The sequence below is a fragment of the Polaromonas sp. P1_F4 genome (assembly GCF_056405675.1).
This window is the reverse complement of record NZ_JBFUBP010000008.1, coordinates 100,788-112,943: the sequence shown is the minus strand read 5'-3', so window position 1 is coordinate 112,943 and position 12,156 is coordinate 100,788. Positions and strand designations below refer to the sequence as shown.

The following is a 12,156-nucleotide window of genomic DNA, read 5'->3' as shown; positions in this document are numbered from 1 at the left end:
CGCAAGGCGGGCGGCCCCGTACGTGAGAAAAGGGGCAGCGCGCCGCAGGCTCGAAGTGGGGAAGCGTGGGGGCTCAGCGAACCACGCTGAGATAAGCGTAGGCGGCGCTGCGCAGTTCCTGGGCCTGCAGCGGATTGCGGCCGGCGCGTGCTTCGGCGCGTTCCATCAGGTTGTGGGCCACACCGTTCACGGGGGCCACGCGGGTTGCGGCGGGCAGGAAACGGGCGATCTGGGAAATCAGGCTGTACATGGCAGGGTCACCTTCATGGGGTGAAAAAGTTGCGGTGAATGAAGAATAAGGGTTTTCCCTAGGGTTTCAAGCCTAACCGGGGCCCAAACCCATGCAAAAAATGCATGCCGTGCTCCGCGGCGGCACATGCAGGTGATTTCTACGTGATTTCCGGGGAAAACTTCACGGAGCCGGCGGCTATGCTTGGGCTGTGGCCCATCCCCCAAATCCCTCTTCCCTGCCCACGGCTGAGACCCCTGCTTCATCGCCGGACGGGGCGCTGGCGCTGCTGCGGCAGATCGCCTCGAATATTGACGCCATGCTCTGGTCCTGGGACCCGCAAACCGGCCGCATCACCTATACCAACCCGGCGTTCGAGGCGTTCTGGGGCCTGTCGGCCGACACCCTGGCAGACCGGCCGTGGCAATGGCTCGAGCATGTGGACCCGATAGACCGCGAGCGCGTGCTGAGCCTGCAAACCAGCCCCCTGAAGCGCAGCGAAGAATACAGGGTCATCCGGCCGCAGGGCGGCAACGCGCGGCTGAGCCAGCGCGCACTGCCCATGCACAGCCCTTCGGGGCAGTTGCTGCGCGTCATCCACCTGGCCAACAACATCACCTGGCAGCTCGACACTTCCAAGCAATTGCGTGTGGAGATCGGCCGGCGCAACGACTCCGAGGCCAAGTACCGCGCGGTGGTGGAAAACGTCAGCGAGGGCATTCTTGTCACGGCGGCCGGGCGCATCCTGTATGCCAACCCCAAGGCACTGGAGCTGACCTCGCTGGACGAGGAAACCGCCAAGTCCCGGCCCTTCATCGAATTCATCCACCCCGACGACCGCGAGAAGGTGCTGAGCAACCACATGAAGCGCCTGCGCGGCGAGCCGGTGGAGAACTACTACCAGTTTCGCGTGCAGCACAGCCGCAGCGCCATACGCTGGCTTGAGATCAGCGCGGTGATGTTTGAATGGCAGGGCGCGCCCGCCACGCTCAACTTCCTGACCGATGTCACGCGCAAGCGCCAGGCAGAGGAAGACATGCGCAAGGCGCTGGCGCACGAGCGCGAGCTGTCGGAGCTGAAGTCACGGTTTGTCGCTGTGACATCGCACGAGTTCCGCACGCCACTGGCCGCCATCCTGTCGTCCGTGGAGCTGCTGGATGCCTACGGCGCCAGCTTTCCGGCCAGCGAACGCCGGGAGCTGCTGGGGCAGATCAAGACGGCGGTGGCCCGCATGAACAGCATGGTCGAGCAGGTGCTGCTGACCAGCCGCCTGGAGCTGGGCAAGTTTCAGTTCGAAGCCGCACCGCTGGCCGTGCCCGACTGGCTGGTGCAGGTGATGGGTGAGCTTGAGCGCGGCAACCCGCAGGCCGCGCGCGTGTCGCTGACCTGCGACGGCCTGGACGCGCCGCGCACGGCGGACCAGCAGTTGCTGCGGCACATCGTGGTCAACCTGCTGGGCAATGCGCTGAAATATTCGGACCCGGACACGCCGGTGCAGTTTGCCGTTCGCGGCGTGGGCGACCAGATTCACCTGCGCATCAGCGACCACGGCATCGGCATCCCGGAAGCCGACCTGCCGCGCCTGTTCGGCAGCTTTCACCGCGGCACCAATGTCGGCAACATCTCCGGCACCGGCATCGGCCTGCACATCGTGAAGGAATGCGTTGACCTGCACCAGGGGCAGATTGAAGTTGCCAGCAAGCCCGGGCAAGGCACGACATTCACCGTGCGCCTGCTGGCGCCGCTGGCCTGACACACCCCGCCCGGCACCGGCGGTTTTGTCGTTTCAGGGGCCTTTTTTCCGGTGGTAGGTCAGTGCCGCCTGAATGCACAACGACAAGGCATCCCGGGGCAATGGATCAGCCGCATCGAGCACGATGGCCCGGTTGCCCTCATAGCGCAGCTCCCCCGGAAACAAGGTGCGGAAGGTGTCCACCAGCGTGGTGTTGCAATTGAAGTACAGGGCGTACTGCGCCGGGCTGGATTTGACCGGCCCCAGCCGGATGGTGCTGCCGCTTTTGCTGGCTGACGTGAGGTAGGCCGGCTCGCCCCACTTGAGGGTTTCCTCCAGCTCGCCGACGCCGGGTGTGGCCAAAGCCGTGTCCAGGATCAGCTGGCGCAGGGCCAGTAGCTTGCGCCGCAGTGCCGGCGGGTAGGCTGCGAAGGTCTGCGCGACGGCTGCGTTCCCGATCTGCTTCACAAGCGGCTCCTGTTCATTTGCTGATGCCATGCGCAATCTAGCGCAAGGACGGGTGGGGCCGCAAGCGAAAAAGCCCGCCACCCGGAACCAGGCCCGTCTTCCCGCACAATCGGCGGGGTGAACATCCAGCTCCTGTCCGACCTGCACCTCGAGAGCAACCCCGACTTCAAGGCCGTGCCCGTACCCGGCGCCGACCTGCTGGTACTGGCCGGCGACATTGGCTCCTATCAGCAGGGCTCGCTGCTGGGCGAGAGGGGCATTGCCGACTTCGGCCTGGGGCAGTTTTCGCCCTTGCCTCTGGCCCAAGGCGGTGCGGACTGGCCGACGCCGGTGCTGTTTGTCCCGGGCAACCACGAATACGACGGCCTGGACTTTGATGAAACCCATGTGCGGCTGCGCGAAACCTGCGAGCGCCTGGGCATGGTCTGGCTCGAACGTGAAATCGTGGTGCTGCAGGGTGTGCGTTTTGTGGGCAGCACGCTGTGGACCGACTTTGACGCCCTGAGCGCAGGCCAGGCCCAGGCATCGGACATCACGCCGGGCGAGCAACTGAAAGCGCGCGAAAAAGCATTCCGCGCAGCCAACTTTTACCTCGGAAAAAACCATTCCTTTCGCGATGGCCAGCCACTGCTGGCGGCCGACCTGCGCGAAGAGGGCCTCAAAAGCCAGGCCTGGTTGCGGCAGGCACTGGCCGTACCATTTGAAGGGCCTACCGTGGCCGTGACGCATTTCGCCCCCAGCTTGCTGAGCGCCGACCCGCGCTACGGCCTGGTGCCGGGCACGGCGGGCTTTTGCAATACGCTGGACGACCTGCTTCCGTTGGCCGACCTGTGGCTGCACGGGCACCTGCACTGCGCCATCGACTACGTCAGCCGCGGCTGCCGCGTGGTGGCCAACCCCCTGGGGTATGCGCGTAAACAGGAGCAGGACGGGTTTCTGCCCGACTTGCTGATCAGCATCGGCCAATAGTTGCTAATAGCCAATAGCACTCTTATGGACGTGTGGCCCGCATGCCGGCGCTGACTAAAGTCGTAGCGCCGCGTCGCGCACAACGGCGGCGCTTCTTTTTGAACTTCCTGCGCACCACGCTACCTAAGCTTGACCGGCAACGCGGAATTCAAAGGGTGATCACCAGTGATAACACTTTGTTCCAATTGTTGGTTTGCGCACTGTTCGGCTTGCATGTATCTTGCATGAAGGGTTCATGCAGGACTTCCTGCACGCACCCGCATAGGGGAGAGCACCATGAAAAGCAACGTGTCGTATCTTGGCGCCTGGCTGCTTGCCGTCGGCCTTGCGTTTGCGTTTGCGTTCGCATCACCCAATGAGGCCAGCGTCATGGGGCACATGCCGGCCTTCATGGCGCAAACGCTGCTGCGCCAGCCGGTCAACGTGCCGGATGGCTTGCCCTCTGACCGCACCCTTGCACTGATCACCTTTCAGCGCGGCCAGCATGTCCAGGCCGAGAGCTGGATTCAGGGGCTGAACCTGCGTAACGACTCGTCCATCGCGTGGATGCGCATGCCGATCGTCAATGACCCCGGCACACCGACGGGGCGCAGCGCCGTCGAAAACAAGTTGCTCAAGCACTACACCGCAGATACCGAGCGCGCCAGGCTGGTGCCGGTGTTCACTGACCGGGCCAGTTTTGTGCGTGCGGCCGGCCTCAACGGCACCGACCAGGTCTACGCCGTAGTGGTCAACCGCCAGGGTGAAGTGCTGGCACGGGTTGAAGGCCAGTTCGACGCGGACAAGGCACAGACGCTGCGCGAAACTCTGCGGCAGCAAAGCTTTTAGCCCCCACGCTCCCCCACTTCGTGTGGGTCGCTGCCCCCCGAGGGGGCCGCTCGCCTGTGGCCCGGCAAAGCCGAGAAATTGGCACACCCCTATCGGGCTCACTGCGTGTAGCCCTTTTCCCCTTGCAGGGGACGGTGCCTGCGGCCCGGCAAAGCCGGTTCCGCGGCACCCGCCGGCTTGAAGAATTCGGTGGGTACGACCAGTGATGAAGGTATTTCACCAATGGGGGCCGCGGGTCCGGCTTCGCCGGCCCCTTGAGGGGGGAACAGGCTACACGCAGTGAGCCTGGACGGGGGTGCTACAGAGTCCTCTCACCCAACGTGAAATAGAACGTGGCGCCTTGCCCAAGTGATGACTGGGCCCAGACCTTGCCGCCATGCCGTGCCACGATGCGGTGCACCGTGGCCAGCCCAATGCCGGTGCCGGCGAACTCCGACAGCGAATGCAGGCGCTGGAACGCGCCAAATAGCTTCTCCGCATAGGCCATGTCAAAACCGGCGCCCTTGTCCTGGACAAAATAAACCGTCTCTCCGTCTTCCCCGATCTCATGGCCGAAGGTGATTTCGGTGCGCTCCTGGTTGGCGCTGAATTTCCAGGCGTTGCCCAGCAGGTTGTCCAGCAACTGCATGAGCAGGCGCGGGTCACCCTGCCCCGTCAAACCCGCTTCAACATGGAGATCCACCGGCCTTTCGGGCTCGCGTTCACGGTAGCCATCAAGGATGCCCTGCACCAGCGCGCTGAGGTCGACCGGCTCCCAGCGCAGGCTTGAGCGCGACACCTGTGCCAACGTCAACATCGCATCGATCAACTCCCCCATTTGCCCCACCCCGGCCCGTATGCGCGCCAGGTAATGCCGGCTGCGCTCCGACAGCGGTGTGCTGTCGGACTTGTTCATGGCACGCTGTAACAGGTCGCTGAATCCGTCGATGGCACTAAGCGGGCTGCGCAGGTCATGGGATACGGAATAGGAAAACGCTTCCAGTTGTTTGTTGGCAAATTCGAGCTGCGCGGTGCGCTGCTGCACGCGCTCTTCCAGGCTGGCGTTGAGCCGCAAAATTTCTTCACGCGCACGCCGGCGTTCTCGGATATCGGTGTTGATGCCGAGCACCCCGTTGACCTTGCCTTCTTCGTCGCGCACCACCGTCCAGCGTGCTTCGATGGCCACCGTTGAACCATCCCTGGCGCGCTGCTCCAGTTCACCGGTCCAGTCCCCTTCATTGGCCAGCGTGCGGGCCATGGCGCCCACAAGCACCTGGGGATCCTCGTACATGAACTCTTCCATCGATTTTCCCAGCACTTCTTCGGCCGTCCACCCGTAAAGGCGTTCGGCACTCTTGTTCCAGAAACGTATGGTCCGGTCCAGGTTGCGGACCATGATGGCATCCTGGGCCCTGTCCAGCAGCGAGGCCTGTTCGCGCAGTTTGACTGCGGCTTGGCGCGCAGCCTCCTGGCTGCGCTGGCGCTCCAGCCGTTCTCTCAAGCTGACGATGCCGAATGCCAGGTTGTCGGCAAGCTCCTGCAGGAGCTTGATTTCTTCAGGGGTGAAGTGCTGCGCTTCGGCCGAATAAAGGCACAGCACACCAAAACTGCGGGCCCCTTCGCGCAAGGGCAGGCAGACCGCGCTCCGGTAGCCTCGCTTCATCGCGTCGGCATGCCAGTAGAAGTGATTTTCAGCCTGACCGATGTCGCCACTTTGCTGGGGCAGCCCCGTACGAATGGCCTGGCCCGCGGGGCCCTGGCCCGTGACCTGGTCATCGCGCCAGGTCAGGCGGATCACCGTCAGGTAGCCACCCTCGTTACCGGCGTGCACCATGGGCTGTATGGTGCGCGCTTCGTCGTTCTGCGCATACCCGACCCATGCCATGCGGTAGTTGCCCACGTCGACAGCGACACGGCAGACTTCGGCCAACAGGGCCTCCTCGTCTTCGATTCGGTTAATGGCGATGCTGGACTGGCTCAGCATCTGCAGGGCCCGGTTGGTGTTTGCGAGCGCCAGGTCGGCAAGCTTGCGGTCGGTAATGTCGCGCGCGGTGCCCACCACACGTTCGAGCACGCCCGACGCATCGAGCACCGGATAGGAGTGGTCGTGTATCCACCGGAGCTTGCCGTCCGTGGACAGGATGCGGTATTCGATGTCGGAGGATTCGCCGGTTCGGTTGCGCTTCCTGGCGAGCTTCAGCAAAGGCTGATCCTCCGGCAGCGCCGCGTCGGCATATGACAGGGGGTTGGCATACAGGCTCTCGCGGCTGCGCCCCCACACCTTCTCATAGCCGGGGCTGATATAGAGAAGCTGGCCCGAGCGGGGATCCACGTTGTAAAAAACGTCGTTGATGTTTTCTGCAAGCTCACGAAAGCGCGCTTCGCTGCTGACCAGCGCCGCCTCGGCGCGGGCACGTACCAGCGCAATGCCGGCCAGCCGCGCCGCGGTGGCGATCAGCTCCAGGTCGTGCGCCTGGGGGGCACACGGATAGCGGTGGTAGATGGCAAACGTCGCCAGCGGCTCGCCAGTGGTAGACACCACGGGATGCGACCAACAGGCGCGCAGGTTGTGCGTGGCCAGGAGTTCGCGATAGTCTTTCATCAACGGATCCAGCTGGGTGTCTTCCACCACGACCATCTCGTTGCGAAACGCCGCGGTACCGCAGGCACCCACCCCTTCACCAACCGGCAGGCCTTCAATGGCCTGGTTGTAGCTGTCCGGCAGGCTGGGCGCTGCACCCAGGCGCAGGTGCTGGCCATCCAGCAGCAGGATCGAGCACAGGCTGTCCGGGGAACTCGTCTCAATTAATTGCACCACGGCTTCGAGCGAGCGCTGCAAGGGCGCGCTCCCGGCAATCAGCGCCAGCACCTGTTCCTGTGCCTTCGCGAATTGTTCGGCGGCCTTGGCTTTGGTGATGTCGTTGAACACCGCGACGCCACCAACCAGCGTGCCGTCGTCACCGCGCAAGGGCCGGGTGCTCATGCGGAGCACCCGATCTTCGGCGCCGGGCCTGCGAAATACGAGGTCCCAGTTGTCGGTGCTGACGCCGCGGGCAGCGCGTGTCAGCGGCCGTTCAGCTTCCGGCAAGTGGGTTTTGCCGTCAAGCATCAGCAGCTCATGGTTGCGCCGCCATTCCTCGACCCGCATGCCAGGGCCCGGTGTAGCCGCATTGAAGAGCTTGCGGGCCGTCGCGTTGAACACCAGGAAGCGGCCTTCGGTGTCCGCTGCGATCACCCCTTCACTCATGCTGTTGAGAATCAGGTCAAGCAGTGAGCGCTCTTTGTCGACGCGGCTGAGCGCGGCGTCAAGCTCTTCCTGCCGCGCCTGAAGCGAGCCGGCCATGCGATTGAAAGTCTGCCCGATGTCGCCAAGCTCCCCCTGGTACAACGGACCCAGCCTGACGCGCGCCCCCAGATTGCCCTGCGCAACCTCATTGGCTTCTTTCAGGATCGCCTTGGCCGGGTTGACGATCAGGCGGTTGCCCATCCACCATGCACAGGCTGCACTTGCCACGGCCATGGCGAGCAAGGCCGCCAGCTCCGAAAGCAGGTTGTCGCGGCTTTCTGCACCGATGATTTCCTGCGGGACACTGACTGCCACAAATAGCCCATCGTGGCCTTCGACGGGGACCGGCGCAAAAGCGTAGACCCGCTGGCTTCCCTGCGCATCAGGCGCATGCAATACGCCCAGGTGGCGCGTTTGCACACCCTGGCGCACGGCGGCGTCCGGGTGCTGCCGGCCCAGCCAGGAAGGTGCCTGCGGGGAAACAGCCAGAACCACGCCATCCCGGTCGAGTACCGTCAACCTTGCGCCCGGCATCATCGACACGGCGCTCAAGGGTTCTGCCAGCGCCTTCAGGCCCAGGGAGGCAAAGGCCACGCCCCCCATGGCGCCGGAATCGGTGTGGACCGGTATGGCGAAGATCAGGCCAGGCAGGCCACTGCTGCGGCCAATGCCGTAAGTCCCAATGGCAAAACGCTGGCCGGCCATGATTTGCAGGAAAAATGGCCGGTCATCTTCCTGGATACTGCCGGCAGGAAGGCCCAATGAGCTGCAGACCAGCCGGCCGTCCGGCGCAGCAACGCCGACATGGGTGAACTCGGGGTGCTCCTGATGGATGTTTTTCAGCTGTTGCCCGCACAGCCCGGGCTCGTGGCTCTTGATATGAGGCGCACTGGCCAGGCCGTTGAGAAGCTCATGGACCTTGTCCACCGTGCGCTGCTGGTGTGTGGCGAGCAGCGCGACCTGGGCCTGCAGGTCAACCTGTGCATGTTCCAGTGCAGTACGGCGGCCTTGTTCGGCGTAATACGCGAGCAAGCCGAACAGCGGGAGCAGCGCGAGCAGCACCAGCAAAACCAGACGGGTACGCAGCCCCAGCCATCCCAGCATTCGTTACCTCGTGCCTTTCACTGCAATGCAGCGCCAAGCGCGCATCAGGTCACAGTGTGCGGAAGCCGCTGCCTTTTGTAAATGGGATTACTCCCTTCCCCGTCTTTGTCAGCGAGTGAAACAGCGACCACCGCATGGCTGCCCCGGTGTCCCATTAATCAGGGTACCAGCGACTGCGCTGCAGACTGCTTGAGTGCGGCGGTGAGCGCATCCAGCACTTCAGACTCGAGGTTCCAGCAATGCCAGTAGAGCTGGATGGGCAGGGTGTAGCTGGAGGCCACATTGACGAGCTGGCCTGTGTCAATCAGTCCTTGCGCGAGCAGGCGCGGCACCACGCTGACGCCCCAGCCCGCCAGCACAGCCCTGACCATGCCTTCCGATGACGGCACAAAGAGCTGGTTGAGGGTGACGCGCTTGAGCCCGAAAGCTTTGCCGACGAAATCGACCGGCAATTCGTCTTTGCGGTTGAACGCGATAAAAGGCACATCGCGAAAGTTGTATTGCGTCAGGGCGGGCGCGTTCTGCTTGCCGCCAGGGCCCTCGCCCAGGCCAAGCCTTTTTTGCGCAAAGCCTGGTGTAGCCACCGCGATATACTGCATCGCGCCCAGCGGTTCCACCTTGCAGCCGCGCAGCGCCTGCTTGAGCGTGGTGACGCAGCCCAGCACCTGGCCTTCACGCAACCACTCGTGGGTGAAGTTCTGGTCGTCGTGGATGATCTCCATGGGCAGGCCCTGCTGCGCCAGATCGGTCAGCGCCGGCAGGGCCCAGGTGGCAATGCTGTCGGCATTGATGGCAATCGAGATTCGTTCTTCTTCGCGCGCGCCGCCGAGGGAGCTGGGCGCCAGCTCTTTCATGTCCCGCTCAAGGTCGGCGCGCAGCAGGCGCAGCATCTTGGTGTGTTTCAGCAGCAGCTGCCCGGCGGATGTGGGTTTGAGCGGCCTGCTGCGCACGATCAGCACGGTGCCGACCTGGGCCTCCAGTGCACGCAGGCGCTGCGACACCGCCGACTGCGTGATCGACAGGCGCTGGGCCGCCCGCTCAAAGCCGCCCTCTTCCACGATGGCTGCCAGGCATTCGAGCGCATCCGGATCAAAAGTGCTCATGCAGAGCCTCCTTTGTATTAGTTGTTCTGATGTTTTCACTGATAGTTTAATTTTTCTATTAATTGAAAGCAACATCCTTCACACTTGAAAGCTGTAAAGGGGCTTGTATGAAAGTAGTGGTTTTGGGAGCGGGAATCATCGGCGTCAGCACTGCCTGGCACCTGCTGGAGCGCGGCCATGAGGTAACTGTGGTGGACCGGCAGCCCGGAGCCGCCCTGGAAACCAGTTTTGGCAATGCCGCACAGATTTCGGTCAGCTATTGCGAACCCTGGGCCAACAAGGACGCCCCCCTGAAGGCCCTGAAATGGATGTTTCGCAACGATGCGCCCCTGCTGTTCCGGCCGCAATTGCCCTTCGGCGATGGCTGGCAGCAATGGCGCTGGGGCCTGCAGTTTCTGTCGCAATGCAACGACGCCGCGTTTGAGCGCAACGTGCAGCAGCTGGTGGCCCTCGGCGCTTACAGCCATATCGCGCTCAAGGAGGTGGTCAGGGCCACCGGCATTGAATACAACCGGCTGGAGCGCGGCATCGCGCACTACTACACCGACCAGAAGTCGTTCGATACCGCCGGTGAAGCGGCGGCGCTGATGCAGAAGTACGGCGTGGCGCGCCGCGTGGTGAGCACGGCCGAGTTGCTGGGCATTGAGCCGGCCTTCAAGGCATTTGCGCACCGCATCGTGGGAGGCACTTATACCGCCAGCGACGAAAGCGGCGACGCGCGCGTCTTCACCCAGGCGCTGGCACAGCGCTGCGCCGACAAGGGCGTACGCTTTCTCTACGAACACAACATCGAAGGACTGGAAAAGTCCGGTGGAGCGGTCCAGTCGGTCGCCGTCCGGGCACGCACCGTGCCGGGCAGCAGTGAGAGTCCCGTCATGAAACTCAAGGCCGACGAGATCGTGGTGGCTTGCGGTTCGTACACGGCGCCGCTGTTGCGCTCGGTGGGCGTTGACCTGCCGATCTATCCGGGCAAAGGCTACAGCGCCACCTTCAAGCTGCTCAAGCCGGAACTTGCGCCCTTCGTCAGCACCATTGACGACGAGGTCAAATGCGCCATGAGCCGCCTCGGCGATCACTTGCGCGTGGCCGGCACCATCGAAGTCGGCGGCTACGACCTTTCGCTGGACACACCGCTGGCCAGGGCGCGCTGCAAAATGCTGGCCGACCGCATCGAAGAAGTGCTGCCGGGCGTGTGCGACACCCGCCTTGAAGAACAGGGCGGTACGCCGAATTTCTGGACCGGCCTGCGTCCCGCCACGCCCACCAACATTCCCTACATCGGCAAGACCAAAGTCGGCCGCCTGTGGGTGAATGCCGGACATGGCACACTGGGCTGGACGCACGGCGCCGGGTCGGGCAAGGCCATGGCCGAGCTGATCTGCGGGGAGGTTCCGGCCATGGATTTCGGTTTTTATGGGCTGGCCCGAGCGCGCGGCAGCCTGGAACCTGAAACCGCCTGATCCGCACCTGCCTGTTCAGGCCGCATGCTGGTCCAGCGTGCGTTGTGCGTGGTCGCGCAGCGCGGTGCGCAGCGCAGGTGGCTCCTGGATTTCGAAAGCAAATGGCAACCGCGAAAGCTGTCGGGCGAACCACGGGATGTGGTCGGTCTGGCTGTGCAGCAGCACGCCCTCGTCACTGGGCTGGAACACGCCAATGCTGTCGGGGAGTTCCATTTGCGCCGTCTGCAAATCGGTGTGCAGCAACAGGCGCACGGTGTTTGTGCGCGGCATGGTGGCCAGCCCCAGGACGAGATGCTGCGCGGCATTGAAATCTGCCGGCGGCGTAAACACCACATTGAGCGGCCGGACTTCCTGCACACGGTCCAGGCGGAATGAGCGCAGCGCCCCGCGCAGATGGCACCAGCCCACCACGTACCAGCGGCCGCGGCGAAATGCCAGGCCGTAGGCGTCAAAGTCTCGCTCGGTGACATCGTCGTCGGCTGAACGGTACGCCATGTGCACACGCTGCCAGCCATGCGCTGCGGTGCTCAAGGCCAGCAACGCCGTGTTGTCGCCGGGGGCCACCGCATGGCGCATGTCCAGCGTCACGGTTTCACCAAGCGCACGGACGCGGTTTTTCAGCTGGTACGGCATCACGCGCTCCAGCTTGGCCTGCGCGCTTTCCGCAGCAGGCGCCGCCTCGGCCAGCCCCAGGCCGCGCGCGGCAAGCAGGCCCAGCGACAGGGCCAGCGCTTCGTCGTCGGTGAACATCATCGGCGGCAGCTTGAAGCCGGCGATCAGGCTGTAGCACCCGTAGCGGCCACGCTCGGCCACCACCGGAATGCCCAGGTCTTCCAGCTTGGCGATGTAGCGGCGCAGGGTGCGGCCATCCACCTGCAGCCGCCGCGCCAGCTCGGCACCGCTCAGCCGGCCATGGGACTGCAGCAGTTCCAGGACGGTGAGCACGCGTGTAGTGGGGGAATACATGGTGAAAAAGTCTAACGCCTAATTAGGGCCGA

Annotated in this window: 9 protein-coding genes; 4 read left to right on the top strand and 5 right to left on the bottom strand. The window is 63.9% G+C overall.

Annotated elements, in window-relative coordinates; all coding sequences use genetic code 11:
• Positions 1-73: 73 nt before the first annotated feature.
• Positions 74-250 carry a hypothetical protein gene (locus AC1DYQ_RS16625; protein WP_431099058.1) on the bottom strand — a complete coding sequence of 59 codons (177 nt, stop codon included), beginning with the start codon at positions 248-250 and terminating at the stop codon, positions 74-76.
• Between the two features lie 190 nt (positions 251-440).
• Between AC1DYQ_RS16625 and AC1DYQ_RS16620 the strand changes: the two genes are divergently transcribed.
• Positions 441-1,982 (top strand): sensor histidine kinase, encoded by a 1,542-nt coding sequence (locus tag AC1DYQ_RS16620; RefSeq protein ID WP_477687697.1) that lies wholly within the window; start codon positions 441-443, stop codon positions 1,980-1,982.
• Positions 1,983-2,015: 33 nt separating this feature from the next.
• Here AC1DYQ_RS16620 and AC1DYQ_RS16615 read toward each other — a convergent pair whose 3' ends face one another.
• Entirely contained in the window at positions 2,016-2,459 is a 444-nt protein-coding gene (locus AC1DYQ_RS16615; RefSeq protein WP_477687696.1) for a DUF1801 domain-containing protein, read from the bottom strand.
• Positions 2,460-2,546: 87 nt separating this feature from the next.
• Here AC1DYQ_RS16615 and AC1DYQ_RS16610 point away from each other — a divergent pair, with 87 nt between their 5' ends.
• Together AC1DYQ_RS16610 and AC1DYQ_RS16605 are read left to right on the top strand one after the other, a co-directional pair.
• Complete coding sequence (locus AC1DYQ_RS16610) at positions 2,547-3,398, top strand: metallophosphoesterase (protein ID WP_477687695.1); 852 nt, start codon at positions 2,547-2,549, stop codon at positions 3,396-3,398.
• A 276-nt stretch (positions 3,399-3,674) separates the two neighbouring features.
• Complete coding sequence (locus tag AC1DYQ_RS16605; protein ID WP_477687694.1) at positions 3,675-4,226, top strand: hypothetical protein; 552 nt, start codon at positions 3,675-3,677, stop codon at positions 4,224-4,226.
• A 298-nt stretch (positions 4,227-4,524) separates the two neighbouring features.
• Here AC1DYQ_RS16605 and AC1DYQ_RS16600 read toward each other — a convergent pair whose 3' ends face one another.
• Positions 4,525-8,595: a PAS domain S-box protein gene (locus AC1DYQ_RS16600; protein ID WP_477687693.1), complete on the bottom strand. Its 4,071-nt coding sequence runs from the start codon at positions 8,593-8,595 to the stop codon at positions 4,525-4,527.
• A 158-nt stretch (positions 8,596-8,753) separates the two neighbouring features.
• On the bottom strand, positions 8,754-9,698 hold the full coding sequence (locus AC1DYQ_RS16595) for a LysR family transcriptional regulator ArgP (protein WP_477687692.1): 945 nt from the start codon (positions 9,696-9,698) through the stop codon (positions 8,754-8,756).
• A 107-nt stretch (positions 9,699-9,805) separates the two neighbouring features.
• Between AC1DYQ_RS16595 and AC1DYQ_RS16590 the strand changes: the two genes are divergently transcribed.
• Positions 9,806-11,158 carry a D-amino acid dehydrogenase gene (locus AC1DYQ_RS16590; protein ID WP_457281784.1) on the top strand — a complete coding sequence of 451 codons (1,353 nt, stop codon included), beginning with the start codon at positions 9,806-9,808 and terminating at the stop codon, positions 11,156-11,158.
• A gap of 15 nt (positions 11,159-11,173) precedes the next feature.
• Here AC1DYQ_RS16590 and AC1DYQ_RS16585 read toward each other — a convergent pair whose 3' ends face one another.
• Positions 11,174-12,124 (bottom strand): helix-turn-helix transcriptional regulator, encoded by a 951-nt coding sequence (locus AC1DYQ_RS16585; RefSeq protein ID WP_477670328.1) that lies wholly within the window; start codon positions 12,122-12,124, stop codon positions 11,174-11,176.
• Between the last annotated feature and the right edge of the window lie 32 nt (positions 12,125-12,156).

Bases quoted from the DNA above. Each gene is read 5' to 3' on its own strand.
- AC1DYQ_RS16625 (WP_431099058.1), bottom strand. From the start codon at position 250: ATGTACAGCCTGATTTCCCAGATCGCCCGTTTCCTGCCCGCCGCAACC.
- AC1DYQ_RS16615 (WP_477687696.1), bottom strand. From the start codon at position 2,459: ATGGCATCAGCAAATGAACAGGAGCCGCTTGTGAAGCAGATCGGGAAC.
- AC1DYQ_RS16605 (WP_477687694.1), top strand. From the start codon at position 3,675: ATGAAAAGCAACGTGTCGTATCTTGGCGCCTGGCTGCTTGCCGTCGGC.
- AC1DYQ_RS16600 (WP_477687693.1), bottom strand. From the start codon at position 8,595: ATGCTGGGATGGCTGGGGCTGCGTACCCGTCTGGTTTTGCTGGTGCTG.
- AC1DYQ_RS16595 (WP_477687692.1), bottom strand. From the start codon at position 9,698: ATGAGCACTTTTGATCCGGATGCGCTCGAATGCCTGGCAGCCATCGTG.
- AC1DYQ_RS16590 (WP_457281784.1), top strand. From the start codon at position 9,806: ATGAAAGTAGTGGTTTTGGGAGCGGGAATCATCGGCGTCAGCACTGCC.
- AC1DYQ_RS16585 (WP_477670328.1), bottom strand. From the start codon at position 12,124: ATGTATTCCCCCACTACACGCGTGCTCACCGTCCTGGAACTGCTGCAG.